General features: G+C 64.0%; 19 protein-coding genes and 1 pseudogene. 11 read left to right on the top strand and 9 right to left on the bottom strand.

From position 1 onward, the window contains the following. Positions 1-416: phage terminase small subunit (locus ABD817_RS38680; protein WP_344923437.1), on the top strand; the 416-nt coding region annotated here is incomplete at its 5' end. 22 nt (positions 417-438) lie between these two features. Here ABD817_RS38680 and ABD817_RS38675 read toward each other — a convergent pair. Together ABD817_RS38675 and ABD817_RS38670 are read right to left on the bottom strand one after the other, a co-directional pair. Further along, on the bottom strand, positions 439-1158 hold the full coding sequence (locus tag ABD817_RS38675; RefSeq protein WP_344923436.1) for an NPCBM/NEW2 domain-containing protein: 720 nt from the start codon (positions 1156-1158) through the stop codon (positions 439-441). A gap of 116 nt (positions 1159-1274) precedes the next feature. After that, positions 1275-1811: a hypothetical protein gene (locus ABD817_RS38670; RefSeq protein ID WP_344923435.1), complete on the bottom strand. Its 537-nt coding sequence runs from the start codon at positions 1809-1811 to the stop codon at positions 1275-1277. Positions 1812-1898: 87 nt separating this feature from the next. On the opposite strand from ABD817_RS38670, the gene ABD817_RS38665 reads away from it, so the two are divergent. Then, positions 1899-3278, top strand: coding sequence for a hypothetical protein (locus ABD817_RS38665; RefSeq protein ID WP_344923434.1), 1380 nt, complete (start codon positions 1899-1901; stop codon positions 3276-3278). On the opposite strand, the pseudogene ABD817_RS38660 reads toward ABD817_RS38665, so the two are convergent. Continuing rightward, positions 3241-4431 (bottom strand): annotated as a pseudogene (locus tag ABD817_RS38660) (IS3 family transposase). The gene ABD817_RS38665 and the pseudogene ABD817_RS38660 overlap by 38 nt on opposite strands. A gap of 162 nt (positions 4432-4593) precedes the next feature. On the opposite strand from ABD817_RS38660, the gene ABD817_RS38655 reads away from it, so the two are divergent. Then, a complete protein-coding gene (locus tag ABD817_RS38655; protein WP_344923433.1) occupies positions 4594-4794 on the top strand; it encodes a hypothetical protein in 201 nt (66 codons plus the stop codon). Here the strand turns inward: ABD817_RS38655 and ABD817_RS38650 are convergent. Genes ABD817_RS38650 through ABD817_RS38635 form a run of 4 tightly spaced genes read right to left on the bottom strand, consistent with a single transcriptional unit; the run spans position 4787 to position 13596 of the window. Beyond that, positions 4787-7459, bottom strand: a complete 2673-nt coding sequence (locus ABD817_RS38650; protein ID WP_344923432.1) for a pPIWI_RE module domain-containing protein — start codon at positions 7457-7459, stop codon at positions 4787-4789. The genes ABD817_RS38655 and ABD817_RS38650 overlap by 8 nt on opposite strands. 5 nt (positions 7460-7464) lie before the next feature. Next, on the bottom strand, positions 7465-10983 hold the full coding sequence (locus ABD817_RS38645; RefSeq protein ID WP_344923431.1) for a pPIWI_RE_Z domain-containing protein: 3519 nt from the start codon (positions 10981-10983) through the stop codon (positions 7465-7467). Continuing rightward, positions 10976-12037 (bottom strand): pPIWI_RE_Y domain-containing protein, encoded by a 1062-nt coding sequence (locus ABD817_RS38640; RefSeq protein WP_344923430.1) that lies wholly within the window; start codon positions 12035-12037, stop codon positions 10976-10978. Before ABD817_RS38640 ends, ABD817_RS38645 begins: the two co-directional genes overlap by 8 nt. Next, positions 12034-13596, bottom strand: coding sequence for a PD-(D/E)XK nuclease family protein (locus ABD817_RS38635; protein WP_344923429.1), 1563 nt, complete (start codon positions 13594-13596; stop codon positions 12034-12036). Before ABD817_RS38635 ends, ABD817_RS38640 begins: the two co-directional genes overlap by 4 nt. A gap of 74 nt (positions 13597-13670) precedes the next feature. On the opposite strand from ABD817_RS38635, the gene ABD817_RS38630 reads away from it, so the two are divergent. Then, on the top strand, positions 13671-14567 hold the full coding sequence (locus tag ABD817_RS38630) for a serine/threonine protein kinase (RefSeq protein WP_344923428.1): 897 nt from the start codon (positions 13671-13673) through the stop codon (positions 14565-14567). A 30-nt stretch (positions 14568-14597) separates the two neighbouring features. On the opposite strand, the gene ABD817_RS38625 is transcribed toward ABD817_RS38630, so the two are convergent. Further along, positions 14598-17339: an AfsR/SARP family transcriptional regulator gene (locus ABD817_RS38625; protein ID WP_344923427.1), complete on the bottom strand. Its 2742-nt coding sequence runs from the start codon at positions 17337-17339 to the stop codon at positions 14598-14600. 846 nt (positions 17340-18185) lie between these two features. On the opposite strand from ABD817_RS38625, the gene ABD817_RS38620 reads away from it, so the two are divergent. The 5 genes from ABD817_RS38620 (at position 18186) to ABD817_RS38600 (ending at position 21609) form a co-directional block, all read left to right on the top strand. Then, on the top strand, positions 18186-18377 hold the full coding sequence (locus ABD817_RS38620) for a hypothetical protein (protein WP_344923426.1): 192 nt from the start codon (positions 18186-18188) through the stop codon (positions 18375-18377). A 5-nt stretch (positions 18378-18382) separates the two neighbouring features. After that, positions 18383-18910 carry a DUF6879 family protein gene (locus tag ABD817_RS38615; RefSeq protein ID WP_344923425.1) on the top strand — a complete coding sequence of 176 codons (528 nt, stop codon included), beginning with the start codon at positions 18383-18385 and terminating at the stop codon, positions 18908-18910. Next, positions 18903-19739, top strand: a complete 837-nt coding sequence (locus tag ABD817_RS38610; protein WP_344923424.1) for a helix-turn-helix domain-containing protein — start codon at positions 18903-18905, stop codon at positions 19737-19739. The genes ABD817_RS38615 and ABD817_RS38610 overlap by 8 nt, the downstream gene beginning before the upstream one ends. 701 nt (positions 19740-20440) lie before the next feature. Beyond that, positions 20441-20872, top strand: coding sequence for a PPOX class F420-dependent oxidoreductase (locus ABD817_RS38605; protein ID WP_344923423.1), 432 nt, complete (start codon positions 20441-20443; stop codon positions 20870-20872). A gap of 212 nt (positions 20873-21084) precedes the next feature. Then, complete coding sequence (locus tag ABD817_RS38600) at positions 21085-21609, top strand: NUDIX hydrolase (protein WP_344923422.1); 525 nt, start codon at positions 21085-21087, stop codon at positions 21607-21609. 265 nt (positions 21610-21874) lie between these two features. Here ABD817_RS38600 and ABD817_RS38595 read toward each other — a convergent pair whose 3' ends face one another. Then, on the bottom strand, positions 21875-22615 hold the full coding sequence (locus tag ABD817_RS38595; RefSeq protein ID WP_344923421.1) for a hypothetical protein: 741 nt from the start codon (positions 22613-22615) through the stop codon (positions 21875-21877). 203 nt (positions 22616-22818) lie between these two features. On the opposite strand from ABD817_RS38595, the gene ABD817_RS38590 reads away from it, so the two are divergent. Both ABD817_RS38590 and ABD817_RS38585 read left to right on the top strand, forming a co-directional pair. Beyond that, positions 22819-23706 carry a hypothetical protein gene (locus ABD817_RS38590; protein ID WP_344923420.1) on the top strand — a complete coding sequence of 296 codons (888 nt, stop codon included), beginning with the start codon at positions 22819-22821 and terminating at the stop codon, positions 23704-23706. Positions 23707-23742: 36 nt separating this feature from the next. Beyond that, positions 23743-24945 (top strand): hypothetical protein, encoded by a 1203-nt coding sequence (locus tag ABD817_RS38585; protein WP_344923419.1) that lies wholly within the window; start codon positions 23743-23745, stop codon positions 24943-24945. Positions 24946-25065 lie beyond the last annotated feature (120 nt).

Here is a 25065-nt window from a genome sequence, read left to right as displayed (position 1 = left end):
GAGGGCCTGCCCCGAAGGAAAACGCCGTCAGGCGCAACACGGTGGACCTGAGCCACCTGGAAGGCGACGAGGACGTCCCCGACAAGCTGAGGAAGCTGTTCAAGCGAGATGGCTACTGCATCGCCACACAGCGCTGGTGGGACACCTGGGTCGACTCCGAGCAGTCCAAGGCGTTTCGCGCCACCGACTGGATGCGTCTTCAGATGCTCGCGCCTCTGGTGGAGGCGTACTTCCGCCGCCCCGGCCACAACGCTCTCGCCGAGATCCGCCAAAACGAGAGCCTCCTGGGAGCCACGGTCACCGACCGCATGCGCCTGCGGATGAACAAGGCCGAGAAGAAGGACGACGCCAAGCTCGACCGGCTGCCGGAGAACGTCGCTGACTTCGAGCTATACCGCAGCCTCGGGGGTACGTGACACCAATCGACATCACGACCACTCAAGGCGAGACTGTCGGCTTAATCCAAACAGGATAAGCGTCTTTGCAGTCATCCTTGACGACTTTAAGAGTTAACCGGCTCGCTTTACCGTATTTTCCGACAGTGGGGACGTTGATGCTCCGCAGCGGAGCACCCATCTCAAACGGATACCTCCCAACCTCTTTGCCGTCTGCTGAAACTATGAATTCCACCTCGGTGCCTGTGGCCGACGAGTCAGCCAATCCAACGACCGCATTCAGTTGTCTGTAAACACGCCCGAGATTATATTCCTGGATGAGACTAGCTCCACAAACCTTGAGCTCCCCGCCCAGCACTACATGCTCCTCTACCCCATTCACGAAAGCAGATCCTCGGCTTAGCTCACGCTGGTCAAAATCTAGCTCCGAAACGCCGAGAGGGGTAAATTCAAGAAGCGATTTCCCCCTTGTCGACACAGGAGAGGGCGACATAGGGCCAGGATCGGGCGGATCGGCGGCGACAGTCTTGGTTTGAGTGACGGTCACGGTGACGGTGGGCGTTGGTCCCGGCTTCGATCCAGGCCCTTGATACTGAAGCAACCCAACAAAAACACTACCGCCCACGGTTAAAATCGCAGCAGCCGAGGTCGCCGACGCTGCAATTATAGCTGCTTTAACTGCCGGATCCCTTTGTTTTTTAGATTGACTCTGCCCCTCTCCGCCTTGCCCACTGGACTCTGTTTCAGATGATCGCAAAGCCATACGTCTGAGCATACAAGAGGATCTCCCTCTATATCAGGTCATTCTAAACAGTTGCCAATGCCACAAAGAGTGACAAGCACCCCAAAGAGGACAAAGGGCGCCTTGATGGAATCCAGTCAGCGCTCTAGCTCACGCACCTGTGTGCGGGCCCTGCGTAGCTTGTCGTACGCCTTCCTGGCCCTCTCAGCCTCCGCACGCCCGTTATACCAAGAGGTTTGGAGCTTTGGCCACCACTCGCCGAGCTTGTCAGGGTTCTTGAAGAGGTACACGACCGCAGAGATGAGGCTTGCGCTAGTTAAGCCGCCTATGACCAACTCCAGTGTGAGTGGAGAGTTCATCGAGATGTGGCGCACTTCCAGGCCGTCCTCGCTGATCTTATGCCGCAACAAAGGCCCTACTCGATCCTCTAGGAGGATCAAACGAATTCTCTCCAAGTCGCTAGAGGGAGACCAATCCTCCTGATAGATATCAAGGCCGAGGGAATCCCCTTCTAACTTAACTATCAGATTTGTATTCAGCGTATCAAGGAAGTCTTTCAGCGTCGCCATTATCCCTAGGACATCAGCAAACGGCGGCAACCCAGTCGGCGCCGGGTGCTCCGTAGTGGTCAAAAAGAATCTTAAATCAAGATCCCTAATGACCACTTCAAGCACATTTCCAGTACGAACACGTTCACCTGCACCCAGTTCCGTCACAAGGTCTAGATCGTAGTGCCCCCGGCGGGCCGGGGGTGATGCCTTATGCAATCGGGCAATCTTCCCGAGGGAGTCCCCCACCCGACACGCAGCCTGGGCTACCAGATCCTGCGCTGGGGCGAGCGTTACCTCGTTCAGCCTGATGGCGAGAACGCGGGCGACCCCTGGGTTTTCACCACCGAGCAGAAGCGCTTCATTCTCTGGCTGTACGCCATCGACCCCAAGGGCCGGTGGCTGTACGACACCGCATGTCTGCGCAGGTCGAAGGGCTGGGGCAAGACGCCCGTCCTGGCGGCGCTCGCGATCGTGGAGTTCATCGGCCCCTGCCGGTTCTCCCATTTCGACGAGAACGGCTACCCGGTCGGCAAGGCGGTGCGCTTGCCGCTGGTTCAGATCGCGGCTACCAGCATCGACCAGACGGCAAACACGCGGGACATGGTGCGCGGGATGCTCGCCAATTCGCCAGCTGAGATCGAGTACGTCATCGAGATCGGCAAGGAGCGTATTCAGTTCCGGAACGGGCGCCCTGGCCGCATCGAGCCCGTCACCAGCTCCAGCCGGGGTCTGGAGGGTGCTCGGCCGACGTTCTGCCTCGGCGACGAGACGCACCACTGGGTTCCCTCCAACGGCGGAGTCGCCGTGTTCGAGGTGCTCGACCGCAACGTGCGAAAGACCGCTGGCGCGGGCTCGCGCTTCGTCGAATCCACCAACGCGCACAACCCGAACGAGGACTCGGTCGCGCAGCGCACCTATGAGGCATATCTGAAGCGGCCCAACGGGCGACTGCTGTACGACTGTGTGGAGGCTGACTCCGACGAGATTGACCTCCGGGACCTCGGGGCCGTTGAGCTGGGTCTACGGCAGGCGTACGGCGACTCGCACTGGGTGGACATCGCTGGGCTGCTGGAGGCGATCCAGGACCCGCGCACGACCGTCAGTCAGGCGTACCGCTTTTACCTCAACAAGATCCAAGAATCATCCGACGCCTGGATGGCCAAGCCCGTCTACGACGGCCTGCTGTCCAACGTCGACCCGATCATGCCCGGCGATCAGATCAGCATCGGCTTCGATGGGAGCCTCTACAGCGACTCCACGGCGATCGTGGGCTGTCGCTTGCGGGATGGCAAGTTGTTTCTGATCCATCTGGATGAGCAGCCGGACCCGAAGTTCTCCAAGAACGCGGCCGACTGGCAGGTGGACACGCTGCTCGTGGATCGCAAGATGCGCGAGGCGTTCGCCACCTACCGCGTGATGTGGATCTTCGCCGACCCCAGCTACTGGCAGAACGTGGTCGGGACCTGGGCCTTGGACTTCAAGGAGAAAGACCCCGAGGGGCGAGACATCGTCTGGAGTTGCCCCGGTTCGATAGACACATCAGGGCTTGCGACTACTTGGCAGCATAGTCAAGGTCTTGGGCGTTCTTGAGCGCGTGTCGGCGTTCGTATTCGGCGGGGCTGAGCTGGCCGTTGGCGGCGTGACGGCGGCGCGGGTTGTAGAAGCCCTCGATGTAACTGAACAGGACCCGTTCGGCTTCTGACCTGGTGCGGAAGGTGCGCCGGTCAATCAGCTCGCACTCCAGCGAGGCGAAGAAGCTCTCGGTGATCGCATTGTCGAAGCACGTCCCGGTCCGGCCCGTCGACGGACGGACGCCTGCCTGCTCACAGCGCTGACCGAAGGCAATCGAGGTGTATTGCCCCCCCTTTATCGCTGTGATGAATTACCCCGGCCTCGGGGCGGCGCTGGTGCAGCGCCATCGCCAGCGCATCGGTCACCAACTCGGTACGCATGTGCTCGGCCATCGCCCAGCCAACGATCCGGCAGGAGAAGACATCCAGCACCACCGCCAGATAGATGAAACCCTGCCAGGTCGGCACGTACGTGATGTCAGCGGTCCAAATCCGGTTCGGCTCCTCGGCACAGAAGTCGCGCCCGACCAAGTCGGATGCAGATCTAGCGCGCGGATCGGTGACAGTGGTGCGAACGCCCTTACGCCTGCTCACCCCGGCCAGCCCGGCCACACGCATCAGCCGGGCCACTCGTTTGCGGCCCACCCGGACCCCATCCAGCTCGCGCAGATCGGCGTGAATACGCGGCGCCCCATAGATCTCATCAGACGCTTGGTGATGCCGACGGATCCGCTCGGTCAGCTCGGCGTCGTGACGGGCTCGCGTTGACGGGCCGCGCCGCTGCCGGGCTGCCCAGGCGTAGTAGCCCTGGCGCGACACACCCAGCACCCGGGCCAGCAGGGAGACCTCGTGGTGGCCCTTCTCCGCATGAATCAGCCGGAACTTCATCTCGGCAGATCCGTCTCCCGCGCGAAGAAAGCCGCGGCCTTGCGCAAGATCTCCTTCTCCTCACGGAGGATCTTGTTCTCCCGGCGCAGCCGGGCCAGCTCGTCCTTCTCAGCGCTGGTCAGACCGTCCTGGCGGCGGCCGCCATCCAGATCGGCCTGGCGCACCCAGGTACGGATCGACTGCGCGGAAGGCTGGAACTCCTTGGCCAGTTCCTCCGGCGTCCGTCCCGCGCGCACCAGCTCCACCATCTGCCGGCGAAACTCCGGCGGATAGTTGTTCGGCACAGCAGACTCCTTCTTCCGGGAACCAGGGTTCCCCAGAGATCAGGTGTCCACCAAACCGGGCCAACTCCGGCCATGCTGCTGGACGCCGACGAACCGCTAGGCAATATGATCTTCCTGATTTGAGCCTCGGAAGCCGTAGAGCTTGTCGACCGATCGGGATGGGTGTCCCAGCTGACCCTCCGGCACCTGGTCTCGGGGCAGACCTGCGTCATCGACTCGTTGACGCTGGAGGCCCTGATCTACATGTCCGACAAGATGATGAAGTCCCTGGCCGATCCGAACCTCATCGTGGAGGCACAATCTGCCCTGGATTGCGTGGGGCTTCCGGTCCGTCCCCGGACACCCCACGCTCAGGTCACTTGACGTTGTGAGCCCCAGCGAGCGGAAGAACGTACTCTTCGGCCAGCTTCGCGAGATGCGAAGGGAGCGGCCGGGACAAGGGTTCGTATTCGTCGTGGAATCGCAGCTGGTGTGTTATCGCAGCGATTGTCGTTGGCTTGTCCGAGTTCGTGCTGATTCGCTTGTCCTCCGCGAGAGCAGCCTCCGAAAGGCATCCTAGGACCGTGATCTCCAACGCCTGCGGGTTCCAAGCCGTCGCTGCCGGACCATGAGGCCAGTTCGGATCGGGGACCAGCTTCTGAACGTCGCGTCGCTGCTTGCTCGTCGCTGGCTTGTCGGTGGTGCTGAAGAACACCCGATTGTCTGGCTCCGCGTTCTGGGACACCCAGAGTCCCGAGGAGAAGCCCGGCGTAGCGTCTTCTGTTCCTCCCGGTGCATAGCATTCGGCTGTCTCTTCGCGGCTGTTGGCGTCCCGCAGCAGCACCAGACGCAAGTCCGCCCCGTGAAGCGCAAGCCGCGTCGGCTCCTCACCGCAGAACGTGATCATGTCCTTCCTTAGCTGCCCGTTGGCCAGGCCTGGCCAGGCATCGCGGAGGTTTCCACTGTTCACCATCACCAACGTCGGCCGATCGCGCACCTGGAAGAGCAATGATCTGATCTGACGCTCGATGTGATCACGTCGTTCCGCGTCAGTGGAGTAGGCCTTTATGTCTCCCATCCGGGCAGCGGCCGCAAGAGTAAGCAGAAGCTCCGAGTACGGCACCCACTCCTTCCGACGGCCATCCCAGCCGCGAACGGGGTGGCAAGAGTCGCGCGGGCGTATACGCAGGGCGACCAAGTGCTCGCCGGAACGCCTGGTTGGTCCACTAGCCAGCCTCCGGACCTGCCAGATCGCGAGAAACTGCAGGTCGTCAGCTATCTCCTCGCCCAGCCGCTGTTCGGGTGGCACAAACGCGCCCAGTTGGCGCATGCCATCGGCCACTGCTGAAGCGGCGCGTTCGGCCAACGGCCCTTCGGAGTCCTCTGGGACGACGATGAACTGACTGACCCGGGCCGCCTGAGCACACCCGAGCCGAAGCGCGTTTTTACAGTCCGAATCAGCGGCGAAAGAGGTGAAGTACTTGCGCCCGCGCGTTTCGACAATTGTCAGCCCGACCGGCACCTGGCACGGCCCCAGCCGCGATGCAACCTGCTCGGCACGTTTCCGAACGGCGTCGGCAAGCCGCTGGGCCCGCGAATGGCCAGCTTCTTTGGCGATCTCCAGAGGTGTGCCCAGCGTTCCGAGCGGCTGGGCGAGAAGCATGACGTGCAGGTCGTCGTCCTGCCACGCGTACTTGCCGTTCTCGTCCGGAGTGGCGCTCGAAAGTCCCAGCCACTTTCGGAGTGCCGTAATCAGTTCTTCCTTGGTCTCCTCGGTCTGCCAGAGCACCTCCACCACCAGCGGCTGTTCGGCGAGCGCGGCACGCAGCGCATCGCGCCGGACGCGCACGAGTTTCTGGGACGGCAGGGTCTTGTCTTCGGGATCCTTCACTTGGGCCTTCGGGATCACAGCGGGCTTGGACCACCGGTAGGCGCGTTCGAGGTCGGGTACTCGGCGGAACATGGGGTGGAGGGCTTCTTCGACCCAGCGGTCCAGCAAGGATCGCTCCAGAGGCATGAGACCCCCACCCACCCCGTGCGACCCCATCGTAGTGCTGCTGTATAGAATGCCCGCTGCCACTCCGTCCCGACCTCCGAGCCAGACAGCCGGTTCAGCCGTCAGCTCCGAGGGTTTGGGGTAGACACGCACCACATCCATTTCGGGTAGAAGGTTCACCAGGCTCTGACCGCGCCAAGTGAGCATTCCGAGTCGGCGATCGTAACCGACGGAGTTGGCAGTGAGTCGCCGACGTGGGCTGCCCGTGCCCAGCCACGGCGACGGCGCATCGAGCAGGACGGTCGCGCCCCTGCCGTCTTCCAGCTTGACCGGTGACTGAGTGGCCCATCGGCGGATCCCGTACGACGCATGCACTCGAAATCGGGCGTGGAAGGGCACCGTCTGCATGGTGACGGTCACAAGCGCCGAGTAATACCAGGTCCGTCCCTTCGAGCCATAGGCCCTGGGCGGCCAGCTAACGAGCTCGACCCCTTGGTCGCAGGTAATCACGCGGAAGGAGAGCTCATCACCATTGAGAAGAAGAGGACGATCTGCAAGTAGCGCCCCGATTCGTTCCGGAAGCAGAGGATAAAGCCTTCGGTCAGGCTGAGCGGTACCTCCCGGAGAGACTCCCGCCGCTGTGAGATCCACCGACTCCTGACGCCACTGCGGGCTGTGCTGGTCGATCATCGCCAGCGCCCGGTCCAGGGCAGCCTGGTGGTCCGCCATTCGTTTGGGATTCAGCTCATCGCCGGGAGGCAGCGTCATGACCCAAGAGGCCAGAAGCGGTGGAACTAGTTCGGAAGGCAGTTCCTCGGACGCGTAAACCCAGGGCATCTCACTGCTGCTCCCGGCTCCGCGGCCGGTCGCCACGAGCCCGGGAGCGGTGGCTCGGAATAGATCGTTGAGGCTGCTCACCGGCAGATGCTCCGCACCACGCCATCGCCGACGGTACAGTTCCAGGAATTCGGCCCGCCACTCCTGGGGGAAGGGCATGACCCGGTACTTCTCGGTCCACAGGCCGGCGGCAGGGTCCGGCTCGTAGGCGGTCATTCTGATCAGTCGATACACTTGGCGGACCCTTCGGCAACGATCTCGGGAAGGCAGCGGTCAAGAGCGCTCCATAACGGGCGGTAGAGCGCCTGTACGATGTGTCGGTCGTCGGCAGGCACAGGGCTGCCCGGGGTGAAGTAAGGCTTAAGCACAGCGTGCATGCTGAGCAGCAGACTGGTCTCCGGCGTGTCCGGCTCCTGGGCCGAGAGCCCATCGGCCAGGTTCGGGGCGAAGGCCGCGTCGACGAAGGCCACTCGCGTAGGAACCGCACCGCGCACAGAACGGCCGATCACCTGCCAGATGAGCACGAGTAGATCCCAGGTGACCTGCTCCCGATCATCCTTGAGCCCGCTCCAGGCCATGCGTCTGGCAAGAACCCGGTACCACTGGGAGCGCGCGAGGTCCCTGACCTTTCGGGCGCCGGCTCCCAGACTACTTTCTGCTTGCACCCAGGTGTCGAAGTCACCACCGTCGATCGCTCGCACGATCCAGTCATTAATGGCGTGGACGGCCAGACCTAGGTCGTCCGGACGCGGGTTGGGCCGAGCAAGGAAGTAGATCGAGCCGATGGCCGCGTGGCGGCCTTCGATGTTGAGGATGTTGTGTCCGCGCTCCACCGCTAGCAGCGGCGCGACCAGCACCTCGGCTCTGGTGCTGGCCAGTGTCTCCACGTCGCCACGACGCAAGACCGGAGCATGGTGCTCATCACCGTCCTGTCGGGCCCCTGCGTCGGGATCATCATCGGCGACCAGCCGATAGACCCTGTCCCGCCAGCGTGAACTGAGGGTGTGGAGAGTATCCGCCACCACCTTCGCCTCCTCGTAGCTACCGACAAGCAGCAGGATGTGTTTGCGGTCCTCATTCACCTGCCGCAATTCCTGTTCCAGGCGGCTCAGCTTGCCGTCGGATCGGCCCAGAGCCACAGCCATTCGGCGGAGAATGGTCGCCCGCTGGTCGATCGGGACGCCGGAGATCCGCAGCGGTTCACTGGGCACGTGACACTCGCAGCTTTGGCGGCAGTCACAGGCGGCGCGAACGAACTCGATCCGAAAATTGCTTTCTACGGCGATCCGCTCAAGTTCCACAGGATCCGGCTTGATGATCATGCCGATCGGAACCGGGACGTGATAGCGGCTCGACTTCCCTGCCCAACTGCTACCTGACATGAGCAGCACATTGGTCCCGGGCCGGCCATCCACTGTCGGCAGTCCCGGCATCGCCCGCAGCAGTTCCCTACCCACACCGCTGCACCGGAAGAAACGCAACTCGCCGCTGCGCACCCCGCCGCGGTCGGGCCCGTCCATCAGAAACTGAAAGCCGAGCACGTTCCCCATGGGGGCTTCCGGAACCATAGGCCCGTAGTCAGAGGGCCTGCGGTACATTTCGTTGAATCCCAGATTAAGGGCGGGAGCGACACGCGGCCACATCGCATTGATCAATGTGAGTTTGGGCTCCAGCGCGCTGAGAAGAAGAGTGAACTCGAAGCGATTCATCAGCAGGTTGAGCCATTTTTCCGGATCCTCCGGAAGTGGCGCCCGTTTTACTTGTTTCCGCCGGTGACCGTTAGCCTGGGCGCGTAAGCACTCGTATCGATTCACACCCTCTTCGCTGCCTTCCAGCAACGGGTCGAGAATGAAGATGTCGCGGAGAATCGCCTCCAACCGGCTCCGCGTGTGCTCACGAAAATTGGTATGGAGGATTTCACCGAGCAGGCCGGTGAGCTCGGCGCCAGTTCCAGTGGGCCGTCTCCGGTCACCAAAAGGGTTCTTCCTGAACTCGTCCAGAGTCTCTGTCAACAGGCGACGCGGCTCACGATGCGGGTGTTCGGCCCGGCTTTCATCCGAGATCGCGCCGTCGTCCTCCGGCAACGGGAAGCGTTCTTCTAGCAAGCGAAGCTGCAGCGTCCATGCGCTGAAATATCCGGTCCTGACCCAACGGCGCAGGTCGACATCGCGCACCAGCATGGCAACCAAACGGTCGACGGCGGTCTGAGTGGTGTTGACGGCAGCCGACCAGCTCTCCACATCCCGATCGGAGAGCTGTGTCCGACCGGCTTCGGCGAGTTCGCGGATGCGATGCTGATTGACATCATCAAGAAAAGATCTGACGTCCGGACCGCCACCGATCAGAGTGGTAGCCGGCGCGAACATCCGGTCGAGTTGCATCTGAACTCGGTCGGCCTCGTCGACGACAATCAAGTCGCTGCGGCGACAGGCGAGTTCAAGGTAGCGGATACGTTCCCGGTTCTGCGGGTGCGGCACCGATGAATCCACCAAGCTCGCCGGAGTCGCTACCCAGATGAGCGCATCGACGAGTTCCCGAGAGACATGATGCCGCGGACAACAAGACCACAGGGGGCAGCTCAGCGAGTGCTCAGACCATCGCGTCTCCTCCACGTCGTCGCGGGAACGACCAGGTGGTCGTAATTTGGCGCACGGTGCCTCGCCAAAGTTCAGCAGGTCGTCGGCGATCCGGTCGCTGGATTGTCTCGCCGCGTTCAGCGCGCAGGACGTGCTCAAGTACGCGAATCCAGGATCGTCGTGGATGAGCAGATTGCGTTCATGCCGCCCGGCCAACCGCCGGTGCAGACGTTCCGCGTGTTGTTCGCGGCTCGTAGCGCCCAGCACTGGAGCCGCAGATCCAGGCACGAAGGTGTTGTACTCCGCGACCAGTTTCAACTGTTCAGCGACGTCTCCCACAACGATTGTCGATCTAAGCCCCTTGCGCGCCATATGAACGGCCAGTACATCACGCAGGGTGCTCTTACCGGCACCAACGATCCCCAACATGTGCTGAATCCCGGCGATTTCAAATAGGTCAGCGGCCTGAAATCCTCCACCTTGCCGGGTGAACAGCTCGAACGTCATTCGCTGGACCCATTGAGCCGGTTTCGTCGTGTCCATGAACTCCGCCGTATCCCGCAGATCCTCCAGGCAGAAGGTCAGCTTTTCTCCGCCATTCTTCAGCGGCATACCGAGATCGTGGCCGACGGGAGGCGCGACGTTGTGCTCAGGAATCTCAACCGTGCCGAGGGTTCTTCCAACCGGAAAAACGTGTGGTCCGGCCTTTGCGGGCTTCAGTGGCAGGCCAGAGAAAGCGGGTGCCTCGTTGAGCAGCGATTCATAGGTCGACCAGCGGTCAGGCGCCACCGACAGCGATGAGCGACGCACTGCGGGAATGCCCGGATCCGTGACCTCGTAAGCGCGCAGGTGACGATCGAGGCGCTGGTACTCCTGAAGCGCTTCGGACCAGGCCATCCGGCGCCCCCAGGTCCACAACGTGTACCGCGCTGCGCGGATCATGTGCTGGCCTTCGGCGTCAACCACGCCGAAAGCACGGGCGAAGGGATATCCGCTGAACAACACCCAGGCGTCCTCGGCCGGAGATGCGGCGGAATGCTTTTCTTGGAGAAGCAGCCCGATCTCAACCTCGCACAGAAAGAGCAACTTGTGTTGTTTTAGGTCTTGAGCGGCCACCCTCAGGTGACGGATGACGTCGCTCAGGGATTCGGACGTGCTACGCATCAGATCTCCTCAATCGCTCAGACGGCGGAGTCGCGACGAACTCCGACACGGAAAGGAGGCGCACAGGCGCGCCGAACGGTAATGCACTTTGGAAGCTCTGCCGATACGAGAGGTCAGCCATTCGGTCGTCAGGTACCAAAATGTCGAGCACCCTGCCTAGACGATCCGCGAGAACGGCCGCACGTTTGGCAGCGGGCACCGGCTGCTCCAGATCCTGTACCTGAAAAACGCGAGGAATTCCTCGATGGTCGACAGCCTCGTGCACGCCCAGGCCGACCGGGATGAAGGTCGTCCTCCCCGTGAGCCGGGAGCGAACCGATAGCTCAGTGTGGCCGGGTAGCGCGAGAAACAAGCGCAATGCGAAGGGGATGGCGAGCGCCCGCCTTGGCTCTTCGGACCTTTCGAGCTTGCGGACGTCTTGCTGGCAACCTCCTTCGCACCATTCGCCACCTACCGTCGCGGTTTTGGCGAGCAACCTGCACCGGGTGCAGCGATACATCGCGCCATCCACCAGAAATCGCTCCGGTACCTGCTCGTACAGAAGCTTGACCAGCTTCCATGTCTGTGCCAACATCGGCTGGTTCATGGCCGCGGGATCAAAATTCAAAATGACCGGATTTGAGATCAGATAATCGCGGCAAGCCATGAAGCGATGCACGGTGCCGCAGGTGCCCATCAGCCTGTTCAGCAACTCCTCGGCTTCCTCTTGTACGGTGCCGCCGGGTCCTGGAGAGGCCAGTTCGGCACAAGAAGAAGTCGGTTCACCACCCGCTGGATGAATCAGGCGCGTGCCGGGAGCGAGAAGATCCGCCAGAAGCTTCGACCGCCATTCCATTGGCCAGCCAGCCCGGCACCATGACAACAGCTCGGGCACTCCGGCGGGCACGCGCAGTCCCTCAACCAGCCCGAACAGCACCACCTGATCCAGCGCCAACTGCAGGCTGGGTGGGTAGGGCAGCCGAAGCGCCGTCGATCGCCTCGTCGTAGCCAGCTCGATGATGCCGCGAGCCAGCCTAGCGATGACACCGTGGTCTTGGTGGTCCTCCCGAGTCACTGCCTGGCCTCCTCTCCCGGTCGCGGTGACCGCGCCGAACACCATCGAGCCATTTCGCAAGAACCACACTCGTGGCTGGGCCTTGCCTGGAACTGCACATCGGAGTGCCACCCAAGCACCTGGTCGCTGAGCACCGCCTCAGCGGCAGCTTGGGTGGCCGGGGCGAACGGATCGAGAGTGCGCAGGTCAACACCACCGGGACGGAGCACTTCCAGCTCGACCCGGCCTTTGGAGCGCGAAGCGGATGGCAGTCCACCTCCGATGATCCGGACGGCGAGGGCGAGCTGTGGGTAAGTGTTCATGACGTCCCGGCATGCACGGTCACTGCCGGAAGTCTTGGTTTCCCGCCAAACCCACGCGTTCCCGTCCCGATAGAGAAGATCAGGTTCTGCCAGGACGAGCACATCGGCCGCGGTGTCATCGAAGACCAGCGCGCGTTCGACCCGAACCTCCGAGCCGGGCCCGGTTCTCCGCAAGGGACACACTTCCGCGTGATGTCGCAGCAGCGTGGCTCCCAGCTTCTGCTGATCGTCCGAAATCTGATACCCCTTGGGTAACCAGTCCGGCGGGATGTCGGGGCTGCACGGGGTGCACGGCCTGCGTTCGTGCCGCTTGGCGAGGAAGGCGTGAACGGCACGCCCACGCTCGGCCGCAGGGCCACGTTCGACACTGTCGTCCACCGGTAGCCGGAGGTCACGCAGATAGGCACGGGCTGGGCAGATCTTGTAACCCCTGCCAAGCGTCGAGGACCAGCTACGCCGCGGACGAGTGCGATCCGCTACCCCGAGTAGCCCCGGAGCCCTCTGAAGCGCGGGGCACACCGACGCGAAGGCGCATGAGGCGCAGGCGGTACCTGGCTTGTACTCCCGGCCCGCGAGAAGCGCACGCACAGCGGGAGCTCCGTCGGCCCGGTACAGAGCCTTAGCCTCATCGCGGGTGCCGTTGAAGATCTCTTCGGCACGGCCATCGGACAACGCGAACTGAACGACTCGGACCCGCTCCACTCGGCGATCATTGTTGCCTTCGGCGGCGACAAGCGCGGCCACCGCCCGTTCCGTCTCGCTGCGCTTACGAAGGCGATTGGAGGGCAGACGTAGTTCGCGTATCCTGCCGTCGCGTGACTCAAGAAATCGACCCCAAGCAGTGATGTGGTACTGCACGGTGCCCTCACCACCCGGCTGGCTCTTGTAGACCCACGGGCCGCGGGCAGGCACCAGGTCCGTGTTCGCTGGAAAGGCATCTTGATATATACGAAGGGCATGCTGGGTCCATTGCCGCACGCCGTCATGCAACGGATGATGCCAGGAGCCGATGGGGATGCTTGAAAGCTTTGCGCCCGGTGACCGTTCCAGCCGATGGGCCGCAGCCATGAAGGGGCCGTGCGGAAAGGGATCCAGCGCCTCAGGCTTCCTGCCGGTCTCCCCTCGAGGCCTCAGACCGTGAGCGGTAAGCGCGTTCGCCGCCGGGCAGCGGTACTTTTCCGGGCCGAACATGCTGAGACGAATGACGATGATGGCGGAGTTGCCGACAAGCCCTTCGGGAGGCCAGTTTCCTGCCATAATTCCTTCACCTTTCTAGCCCCGGACATCGAGCTAAGCTGTCCGGAACTTCCTTTTCTGTGTGGAGTGATACGTTGCGTCAGGGAGATGTACTCAACGGCCGATACGAAATCCTCGGAAAACTCGACAAGGGCGGCGAGGCGGAAATTCTAATTGCGTGGGACCTGATTTCCCAGGTGAAAGTCGCGGTTAAGTGCCAATTCCCGCAGCGCTTCGACTCTTCGGCGACCTTCGAGTACAGAAGCCGAGGGATCAGGCGTGAGTACCGGCGTCTCCAGGCCCTCGCCGATATTCCGGGTATCACCAAGGTCCTCGACCAAGGCCATGTCGGAGGAGGCAACGGTGGCCAATTCCTCGTCATGGAGTACGTCGAGGGTCCCACGGTCAAATCCTGGATCAAAGATCATCAGCCGGTGCCGTCCGTCGCAGCCGCTTCGGTGCTCGCACAGCTCTGCGAGACCTTGAGCCATGTCCACGCCAAGGGCTACATCCACCGAGACCTCACTCCGGGAAACGTGATGGTGCAGCCCGATGGGCGGGTCCGGTTGCTCGATGTCGGCATCGCCGTGAGATCCGGGAAACTTAACTGCTTCCCTGGTGGTAGCCCCGGCTACGCCTCACCAGAGCAATACGACCGCGAGTCCAAGCTCACCCCGCAGGTCGATGTCTTCGCCCTTGGCGCCATGTGGTTCGAGATGACGATCTGTGAATTGCCGTACGGCGGCCGGGAGGGCCCGCCCGTCCCGGCCGAGCACCCGTTTCCAGCAGGCTTCCCGGGAGGGTTTGGAGAGGGCATGCGCGCACTCGGCCTGGCGATGGTCTCGCACGATCCGCGTGATCGGCCGGAAGGAGTAGGCGAGGTGTTACGCCGTCTGCAACCAATGCTGCCCGTATCAGGTGCACCAGCCAGCCCGAAAGCCACCAAGCCCGATCCAACGTCCTACTATCGAGCGGGAGAATCTGCGAAGTGAGCCGAGTGCGGGAGAGAAACCGGGTGGCTGTCACGGCAGGCCTCGCAACCGCTCAATCTCCATTTCGATATCGTTCTCCCCGAGGTCTCGAAGGATGTCGCGTACCTGAGTCATCGCGTCATCCGACTCCCGCATGTGGCCAACACTGCATAGGGCATCCGCGAGCCAGACCAGAACTCTGGCTTCCCTACTCGTATAGTTCAGCGATCGGTACAGCCCGAGGGCCTGCTTGAAGTCCGCGATGGCGGCATCGTGCTCTCTTAGCGCCAGGCGGGCCCTTCCCAGGCTGAACCGCACGTGGGCCTGGCCGTTGATGTCATCAGTGCTGTCGAGGAGGGTCAACGACTGAAGGCAGGTCCGAACGCTCTCCTCGTGTCGGCCGAGATCGTACTGTGCGCTCCCGATCCCGTTGAGCGCGGCGCCCTGATTGATGATCGCGCCGAGGTCGGTGAAGGCAGTGAGGGCGATGGAGAAGTTCTCCAGCGCCTCGGTTACTTCTCCACTCTCACGAAGGATGACGCCGAGGATATGCCGGCCCATCGCGGCTCCCGGAGTGTCTCCGCATTCCTCGCTGATCTGGACGGCACGACGCAATTCCCTCGCCGCGGGTGCATGATTGCCCAGGCTGCGCTGGGTACCCGCGAGCATGCGGTGCACCATGGCCACATCCGACGGGTCCGCGACACGCTCGGCCGCCTCAAGGCCAACTGTCAGGTATTCGAGGGCTTCAAGATAACGGCCCGAGCGCCACTGAAAGGTCACCAAGGTCATCGACAGCAGCCACGTGTCCCGGTGCAGCCCCCGCTTCACGGCCAGCTTGATGACTTCCGTAAGGGTCAAGTATTCGGCCTCGAACCAGGACATTGCCTGCCCCGCATTGTTCGGGCTCTCGACCTCCGCTCCCCCTTGCGCACCGATCGGAAGCTTGCGCCCCGGGTCCAGCTTCTGGTCGCATGCCCAGGCACTGTGGAGCAGGAAGGTGACGACCTGATCGACTGTCTCCGCCTGCTCGATGTCGGTCTGATGGTCGGCCAGTTCACTGGCGAAAACCCGAACCAGATCGTGCAGGGAGTAACGCTCGGCGGACGGCTCGCTCACCAGGCTCATCCGCAACAGCTCGTCGATCGCCCTCAAGGCGACATTGGGTGGTGCAAGCGCGAGAATCGCCGTCCAACTGATGGTCGGGCCCGGATGAAGACCCAACTGCCAGAAGAGACGCGAGGCCGGTTCGGAGAGCAGCTTGCATGAGCTTTCCAACGACAAGCGCACACTTAGCTCCATGGAGCCCAGGTCAAGCGAAGCCAATCTCGTGCTCTCCCGACGGAGCTCACGAATCACACCGGCGATCGCCTGAGCGGGGCGACGGGCGATGCGCCCAGCCATGATGATCAGCGCCAGCGGTAGGCCACCACAGTGCTTCACCAGATCGTCGAAAAATGGAACAACCACACGTTGGCGATCCTCCTCCAGTCGGGTTCGAAGCATGGCCGTGGCGTCCTGCTGGTTCAACGGAGCGAGTTCGATGCGTTCGGCTCCGTGCTTGATGAGCAGCCCATCCATCGTGTGGCGACTCGTGATAATCGCCGCGCTGCCCCCTGGCCCCGGGAGGAGTTGGCGGACATGATCCTCGTCGCGGGCGTTGTCCAGCACCAGCAGGACCGCTCGGCGCTCAAGCCCAGTCCGGAAGGCTGAAACCATGCCGTCGAGAGTCGACGTCTTGGGTCGAATTCCGAGGTCGTTCAGCAGTCTCGCGAGAACGTGACCGGGTGGTTCGGGACCTCGGGCAGAGAAGCCGCCAAGGTCGACAGAAAGAACACCGTCTGGGAAGCTCGTCTCACACAGATCCGCAGTGTGGGTAGCGAGAGCGGTCTTCCCTATTCCCGGCATTCCCGTGATGACGGCCAGCCGCCGGGAAGCCGACTGTCCGAGAAGTATCTGCATGAGCCGCTCGCATTCGGGCTCACGCCCGACCAACTCGGCTGGGTTAGCGGGCAGTCGGCGGAACGTCGGGTTTGTTACGGTGCCCAGTCCGTCCTGGTGTTCCGTCTCGTCGGCCAGCAACAAAGGTGCCGCACTCCGGCCAGTTGTGTGCTCCCACGATGTGAGCACTTGTTCAACCTCATGATGCCGGCCCAGCGCTCGCAAGGCGCGCACCTTGTGGCGGATCAGCCTCTCACTGTCCGGCCACGATTTCAGCGCGGCGTTGATCCGCGCGAGGGCCTCGGCGTTCTCCGCACACTCCATTTCGGCCCGGACGCAAGCAACGACCGCGTCGTGCACCTCCGTCATGAGTGCGGCCCGCAACTCCTCGAACCCCTTCCCGGGCAGATCTTGCAGGGGCGTTCCGCGCCACTCACGGAGAGCCAGTCGAAGCGCTGCGAGCCGGTCGGTGATTTTCTCAGCGGCCTTGGCGGCGACCACAGCTTCCCGGAATCGATCAAGGTCGACGTGCTGTGGATCGATCTGGATTTGGCAGTACCCTCGCCCACCCCCCTGCACTATCTCCGGTACAACCTGCTTCAGCTGGTGAACACACTGACGAATTCGATTGCTGTTCGGTTCGTCGCCAGGCCACAGGTTACGAGCGACAAAAAAATGGGACGCACGGTACCCCGGAGATAGCAACAGGACGGCAAGGAGCTCAACTACCTTCATGGACCTAATCTCGACAGCACGGCCTGAATGCAGAACAGCGACCGGCCCAAGCAGGCGGAATTCCATACGCATCAGCATCCATTCCAATGACAACGCCTTGATTGACCCATCGGCCAACGCAGGAAAGTGTGCCACAAGAGGCCGAGACCCCATTAACGTTCGACTAACGCTGCCTTCTTGGCACTTCCGACCACGATCTGCCAGGCTTCCCCTGTCCGACCAAGCCATTCCGCAGACCTGCGGGATTATTTAGGAAAGTACACATGAAGGCGGCACAGAATGCCGCCAAAGCACAAAATTCGGACATAAACTATCAAAATACGCAAGTAGGGAGAAAGGCGTGAATTACATGCAAGATAGATATGTTCCGCAGGGGACTCGGCGGGCCATGCCAAGCCGACCCGTCAAGCTGACGGTTCCTCCTCGTCGCCGCAAGCGCACCCGCCCGGCACCCGGAATCAAAAAGCGGCCGGTACGAAACCTCATCACGCGTCAGCGCGCTCAGCTGACCTAACTCGAATGATCCAGGCTAGGGTAGCCGAAGTTTCCTTCGGCTACCCTAGCCTGGCAAAAATATTTCGGTCGACAGGCGCCGCCCTGAGACCGAATCTAGGTAGATCTCTTTCCGAAATTCTCCCCGGCGCACTGAACCCACTTATCTAGGCGACAGACCACTGACCTATCTCGGGAGGCCTGAACGTACGAAACAACATGTAGCGACAGCCAGCACTAACATGGAACAGCCGCCAAAGTCCCCCTCAGGGGCCTTTGGCGGCTTTCTGCTTTCTTTGGTTTCTCCCGGTTGACGGCCGTTGCTTCCCATCCCGGTGCTGACTGTTGTGCTGACCCGTGAGAACCTCACCTGGCCGGGCCTTCCCCGAAGGGGCTTGACTACCCTCCGCATCTGACGGAACATCCGAACCAATCCGAGAAACGCTAGCAACTTTTGCTAGGGAGAAGAACATGCGGCTACGGTTCGTCGGTAGTACGTCCAACCAGGGTGGATGCCCCACGATCTACGAGACGGATCGTGGGACCCTGGTCATCCAGGGCATGCAGGTGACCGACCCCGCGACGCTGGCAGAGGCCAGGGACATCCTCACCGGGGAGGCGTTCGTGGAGGTTCCCAAGGAGTTGTTCGAGTTCCCAGGGTGATCGGCATGGGTCTTGTGTCCGGCGACGAGTTCGTGAGGTTGTTCTCCTCCTTCGACGTGTCCGCGTTCCGCCTGGAGACGCGAGAGCGCTACCACCTGGCCAAAGACGAGGAGGAGCCGCTGCGGCGGTTTCTCGCCGGTGAACCCGACGACATGGCGTGGATGGGCGAGTGGTTCGATCTCATGCGCAGCCATGCCGCACACGGACGAACGTTCCGACGCGTCCGCGTCGTGTCACGTCCGTTCTCCGACTACACCCGGTTCAGCATGGCGGTAGCCCGCCACAGCATCCCCGCCGGTGATCGGATTCATTACCTCGATCGAAGTGAGGTCGATCGGCTGGGTCTTCCCCGGTCGGATTGGTGGCTGTTCGACGATGAACGTCTGGCACTGCTCCACCTGGACGCCGGCGACGTTCTTCTGGGCGCGGAGATCATCACAGATCCGACCGTGGTCGAACAGCATCGCGCGTGGCGTGATCTCGCGTGGGAGAACGCGATAGCCCTCGAGGAGTTCGTGACCTCCGGTGCGTGACATCAACCGCGCCCGTCAGCAGATGGGAGCACGGCTCAAAGAACTGCGACTGGACGCCAGGCTGACCGGGCGGCAACTGGCCGCCCGGTACGGCTGGCAGGCATCCAAGGTCAGCAAGCTGGAGAACGGCCGTCAGACACCGTCGGAGGCGGACATCCAAGCATGGTGTGACGCCGTGGAGCGACCGGACGAAGCACCGAACCTGATCTCCACCCTACGAGCCATGGAAACCCTCTACGCCGAGTGGCGGCGACAGCTCAAACTCGGGACCAAGGCCCGCCAGCAGAGCTGGGCGGAGATGGAGGCAGAAACCTCCGACTTCCGCGTCTTCGAGTCGGTTCTCATCCCCGGCCTGCTCCAGACCGGCGAGTACGCCCGGTTACGCCTGTCGCAAGTGATCGCCTTCCACGAGATTCCCAACGACCTCGAAGAGGGGGTCGCCACCCGGATGCGCCGTCAGGAAGTGCTGTACAACCCTGCCAAGACGTTCCATTTTGTGATCTTGGAGAGTGCTCTCCACCTCGGCATGGCACCCCCTGACGTGATGCTCGGGCAGCTTGACCGCTTGATGGCCATCACGATGATGCCCCGCCTTCGACTGGGCATCGTGCCCATGCGCGCCCCGTTGCCCTTCGCCCCGCAGCACGGGTTCTGGATCTTCGGTGATCGTGCGGTCCATGTGGAAACCGTCGCGGCGGAGCTGACACTGACCCTCTCGGACGAGATCGAGCAGTACGCACGACTGTTCGACTGGTTCACCAGGGTGGCCTGCTACGGACCCCACGCCCGGCGGATCATCACTCAGACGATGGAAGCTTTGTCGGCGTAGGTTCTTGGAATTTCCACCCCGTGCTTACCGGCCAATAGCTTGGGGCAATTGCGAGCAACTTCCTTGAATCATCGCTGATTGATTCCTACCGTCGTAGACATGGCGACCGGACAGACAGCAACAGAGGCCCGCGCCGGGGGGCAAGGCGACAATCAGGCAGCGAGCTGTGCTGGGCAAGAGCCACCCGAGGGGCTGAGTGACCTCGCGCGGTTGGTCAGTGCGCGAGGTGTCCAGACGTCGATCATTCACTATGTGGGGCTCCGCCTGCGCAGCCACCGTCCGCTTCCGTTTCCGCGAGAGGACCGCTTCGAGTTGATCGCGCACAGCCGCGATGGCTGGGAGGTGGCGAGCGTCACCGTGGGGGAACGTTCCGGCTGCTTCGTGGTCTCGCTGCCCTCGGTGGGCCACACCCGTTGACTGAGCCCTACCGGGGGCACACCCCTGGCCGCAGGTGAACACTCACGTCACCGTCCCTCTTCGTCGTGGAGGGCGAGGAGAGGGGCGGCCAGGGGCTCAACGCCAACGGCGAAGGCCCGGCTGTGCACATGCCGGACCGAGGCCGTGGTACGTCACCGAATTCACGTACGCCGGTCGGGAGATGACGTACCCGCGCACCACGCACGCCCCCCGGCGGGGAGCCGAGGGTGCGTCGCCAGGAATAACAGGAATAATCGGCATCCCATCGCGACTTGGCCCTGGACATGACCGCCACACCATTCATCCCGCGCACCCTGCTCGCGGAGAGCAGGCTCGGTGTCCTCGCGACGATCAAGTCGGACGGCCGCCCCCAGCTCTCCCCCGTCATGCCCTTCTACGACCGGGAGGCCGATGTCATCTACGTCTCGATGACCGAGGGACGCGCCAAGACGGCGAACCTGCGTCGGGACCCACGAGCCACGCTGGAGGTGACCAGCCCCGACGGCCTGGCGTGGGCCACCGCCGACGGCACGGCGACACTCACCGGGCCGGGGACCGACCCCCACGGCCCCGAGGTCGAGGCACTGGTGGACTACTACCGCGCCGCCGCCGGGGAGCACCCGGACTGGGACGAGTACCGGTCGGTGATGGTGTCCGACCGCAGGGTGCTCATGGTGATGACGGTCGACCACGTGTACGGCGAGAAGATCGGCTGACAGCGCTCGGAAGAGGCGTCGAACATCGGAGTCCGCGCCGGTGACAGTGAGCATGAGCAGGTCGTGCGGCCGGCGCGGACACGATCACGGTGGTGCGCGCCGCCGGGCCGGACCCGCCCGGCGCGCGCACCGGCGAAGCGGGAACGGCCCCGCGATCATCCGCTCTTGTAACGTGGTGCCGAGATCAGGTCACCACGCTGGGAGCACGCCGCATGCGCTGGCAGGTTCACTCCGAAGAACCTCTCTACACCGACCGGTGGCTCGACGTCCGGGTGGCGGATGTGGAGCTTCCCGACGGCAGGCACCTGGACCACCGGCTGATCCGTACCGCGCCGGGCGCCGGGGCCGTCGTCACCGACGATCGGCGCCGGGTGCTGCTGATCTGGCGGCACCGCTTCATCACCGACTCGTGGGGGTGGGAGATCCCCATCGGCGGGATCGACGACGGGGAGGAGCCGCCGACGGCCGCCGCGCGCGAGGTCGAGGAGGAGACCGGGTGGCGGCCCGGACCGCTGCGCCCGATGCTGCGCGTCCAGCCGACCAACGGGATCTCCGACTCGGTCCACCACATCTTCCACGCCGACGGCGCCACCCACATCGGCCCACCGGCCGAGGCGTGGGAGGCCGAGCGCGTCGAGTGGGTGCCCCTCGCCGACGTCCGCGACATGGTCGGCAGGGGCGACGTCACGTGCGGCACCAGCATGGCCGCGCTGCTCTACGTCCTCACCGGAGAGTAGGACTCACGGGACCGCAAGACGTAGAGGATCGCAGAACTCAGGGGATCGCAGGACCCGCCGGGTCATGGGGCCCGCCGGGTCATGGGGCCCGCCGGGTCATGAAACTCACGGGATCGGGGACCCGGCGGGTCGTAGGACGCGAAGCGATCCGCCGGGTCACCCTCCCCCTCGCAGGACACGAAGCGACACGGTCGCCATGGACTTCGGCCGCATCACCATCGGCACCCTCCCATCGCAGGACGAGAGGCGACCCGTCCGGACCGGGTCAGCCGCCCACTCCTCTGTATTCGACCGGCGCGCCGTCGCCCGTGGTCGGCAGGTCGCCTCGCCGCACCGGGGGGTGCCGTGGCGGGGGCGTTCGGGAGCCCTTCCAGGTCACCTGCCGCACACCGGCCATGGCGGCCTTCAGCACGGCCCGGTCGACGAGCCCCACGGGGCAGTTCAGCCAGATGAGATGACCGGCACGGAGCACCGCGTACTCGTGCCGGCCTCCCGCCGAGCGGTACGAGCCCACCTCGTCATGCTCGCACCTCACGGGTGCCGTCCACGGTTCGGCGCCCATGAGCCTCGTGCTCGCGAGCAGGGCGCCGTCGGACGTGCTGTGATGGGCTCTCAGCTCTACGCGCCCGTCCTGCGACCAGTAGGTGGCCCCGAACCCGTCGTCCCCGACCACACCGGCCGACAGGTCGGCCAGCTCGAATCCCGGCAGGTCCACCAGGTAGATGAGATCCGGATCCACCCCCTGCGCCAGCGACCGATCCAGCGCGTCCTGGCTGAGCGACGCCCTGGGGGCGTGGCCGGACGCGAGGAGGACGACGGCCGCGAGAAGAACGAGACGGTGTTCCAGCTCGATCGTCCTCTTCCACGGTGCCCTCGGACGCCGACCCGCGTCCTGTCCGTGTCGTCCGTCGAGATCCCCCGGCAGGGGTACAGGCGTTCTCGCGTCCCCGCCCCTCGCCTCGCGTCCCCATCCGGCCTTGTCGCCCCATCGAGCCTTGTCGTCCATCCCGTACCTTCCCTCGCCTGCCACCACGGCTCCGCGCCCCGGACCGGGCCGCCCCGCGCCCACCTGGGACGATCTCCGGGCAATCATTACGATCATGTTTTCGGCACGCGATACTCGATGGTAGGGAGGCACCATGTAAGGACGCATGACCCGAAACATGGTTAATCGCTATGCTCTTGAAACACGGCAAAGGGGGCGAGCCTGTGCAGCGCGTGGTGGTCGATCCTGAGGTGCCCAGGGATGTCGCCGACCTCTTCCGCCGGAACGGTCCCCTGCTCTACCGCCTCCGCACCCGGCGTCCGCCCAGGGACGCGAACGAACCCCGGGTCCCGGGAATACTCATGGGAATCTTCGGCGGGACGGCGGCTCTCGCGGCGGGTGGTCTCGTCGTCGCCGGTGCTCCGCTCCCGGCCTCCGCCGCCCTGCTCACCTTGATGATCAGCATGTACCTCTTCATCCTGGGGGTGATCTACCTCGCCAGGAAGCCCTCTCCCGCCGACTCCGTCGAGCGGCTCCTGTACGCGCACTCGCGGCACTGGCAGGGGCGTTTCCTGATCCTGGAGGACTTCGACTACGACGCCAGGCATTTGCTCGGCCGGGTCCAGCGGGCGATCGACCACATCCTGCGTTCCCGGGTCAACGCGATGGGCATGCTCGACAGCGTACGCAACTCGGTGATGCTCCCCGCCGAGGAGTGGGAGATCGCCCGGCTGCTGACCAAGCTCTCCGCGCTGCGGGCCAAGCACCGCAACCTCGCCAGGGGTGGCAGGAGCCCCGAGGTCGTCGCGGCGATGGCGCCGCTGGAGCGGGCGCTGGCCGCGAGCGAGGCCGCCGTGCTCGCGCGGGTCGAGGCCCTGGAACGCTACGCGGGCCACGTGGCCGACGCCGAGCGGGCGCTGCGCTCCCAGGGACAGATCGAGGTCCTGCGGGCGCACCTGCCCGAGTACGAGCAGCTCGTCGCCGAGACGGGCGCGGCCAGATTCTCCGGACCGGAGATCGGCCATCTCAGCGAGGACGCCGACCTGCTCCGGAGGGCGCTCCGCGAGAGCGTACGCTCGGCGCACGAGGCGTTCCGCCATCTCGACGGCTGACGTGAATGTGATCGAACGGAACGGAGGGGCGAGCCTGTGCGGCGAGTGGTGGTCGATCCTGAGGTTCCCCCCCGGACCGCCGACCTGTTCCGCCGGCACGCGTCGATGTTGTCGCGCATCCGCGCCGGGTGGAGCCCCGAGCCTCCGCCGCCCAACTCGCGCCTGCCCGGACGCTTCCTGAACGTCGGCGGAGGGGTCGCGGCGCTCTTCCTGGTCTGCCTGATGTTCCTCGCCGACGTCGGGCAGCTGCTGTTCTTCATGATCTCGTTGCTCGTCTTCGTGGTCTTCGTCGGTCTGCTGGCCTCCCGCGAGCCGGCGGAGCCGGAGACGATCGAGCACGAGCTCTACCGCGAGGCCCGCTGGTACGAGGGCCGCTACCTGCTGCCCGCCGAGGACTTCGACTACAACGCCGGACAGCTGCTCGACCGGACCCAGCAGGCGATCGACTACATCCTGCGCTCGCGGGTCAACGCGATGGGCATGCTCGACAGCGTACGCAACTCGGTGATGCTCCCCACGCAGGAATGGGAGATCGCCCGGCTGCTGACCAAACTCTCCACACTGCGGAACGAGCATCAAGAGTTCGTGTACGGGGGCAGCACGCCGGAGGTGGCCGCGGCGATGGCGCCGCTGGAGCGGGCGCTGGCCGCGAGCGAGGCCGCCGTGCTCGCGCGGGTCGAGGCCCTGGAACGCTACGCGGGCCACGTGGCCGACGCCGAGCGGGCGCTGCGCGCCCACGACCAGATCGAGGCCCTGCGGGCGCGGCTGCCCCGCTACGAGGAGCTGCTTGCGGAATCCGGTGCCGACGTCTTCGCCGTACCGGAGATAGGGAGGCTGGCCGAGGACGCCGGTCACCTGGAGCAGGCGCTGCGCGACAGTGTCCACTCGGCGCACGAGGCGTTCCGCCACCTCGACGCTTCCCCCGCTCCCCCGTCCTCCGCGAACCGGTCTCCGGACCGGGGGGACGGACCCCCTGTCACGGGCCACAACGAGCCTCCTCCCCCAGACCGTCCGGACCATGACGGGCCTCCCGCCCCGGATCATGACGGATCCCCCGTCCGGGATCACGACGGGCCTCCCGCCAGGGAGCAGGACGAACCTCCTGCGCCGGGCCATGGGGACGGGCCTCCCGTCTCCTCCTCTCGCGGACGCGATTCCTCCCCCGAAGACCCGACTTCGCGGAACCCTGGATACCCCGGAGACCCTGGGGACCCGGCGGAAGGACCCCCGGCCCGCTGAGGGACTCCCGCCAGGCCGGGACACTCCGGCAGGGCCCCCTCCGTCCCGGTCCCGACCGCGCTTCGGGCGGATCTCGCCCTTGTCATGGGTCGTGAAGAAGGCGAGGATAGCTCGCGTTCT

Origin of the sequence: Streptosporangium oxazolinicum (assembly GCF_039537505.1) — a bacterium.
GTDB classification, from domain to species: domain Bacteria; phylum Actinomycetota; class Actinomycetes; order Streptosporangiales; family Streptosporangiaceae; genus Streptosporangium; species Streptosporangium oxazolinicum.
Note: the sequence above shows the minus strand (reverse complement) of the source record. Positions and strands in the feature narration are given on the sequence as shown.

Bases quoted from the DNA above. Each gene is read 5' to 3' on its own strand.
- ABD817_RS38675 (WP_344923436.1), bottom strand. From the start codon at position 1,158: ATGGCTTTGCGATCATCTGAAACAGAGTCCAGTGGGCAAGGCGGAGAG.
- ABD817_RS38665 (WP_344923434.1), top strand. From the start codon at position 1,899: ATGCAATCGGGCAATCTTCCCGAGGGAGTCCCCCACCCGACACGCAGC.
- ABD817_RS38650 (WP_344923432.1), bottom strand. From the start codon at position 7,459: ATGACCGCCTACGAGCCGGACCCTGCCGCCGGCCTGTGGACCGAGAAG.
- ABD817_RS38645 (WP_344923431.1), bottom strand. From the start codon at position 10,983: ATGCGTAGCACGTCCGAATCCCTGAGCGACGTCATCCGTCACCTGAGG.
- ABD817_RS38635 (WP_344923429.1), bottom strand. From the start codon at position 13,596: ATGGCAGGAAACTGGCCTCCCGAAGGGCTTGTCGGCAACTCCGCCATC.
- ABD817_RS38620 (WP_344923426.1), top strand. From the start codon at position 18,186: ATGCGGCTACGGTTCGTCGGTAGTACGTCCAACCAGGGTGGATGCCCC.
- ABD817_RS38615 (WP_344923425.1), top strand. From the start codon at position 18,383: ATGGGTCTTGTGTCCGGCGACGAGTTCGTGAGGTTGTTCTCCTCCTTC.
- ABD817_RS38605 (WP_344923423.1), top strand. From the start codon at position 20,441: ATGACCGCCACACCATTCATCCCGCGCACCCTGCTCGCGGAGAGCAGG.
- ABD817_RS38600 (WP_344923422.1), top strand. From the start codon at position 21,085: ATGCGCTGGCAGGTTCACTCCGAAGAACCTCTCTACACCGACCGGTGG.
- ABD817_RS38595 (WP_344923421.1), bottom strand. From the start codon at position 22,615: ATGGACGACAAGGCTCGATGGGGCGACAAGGCCGGATGGGGACGCGAG.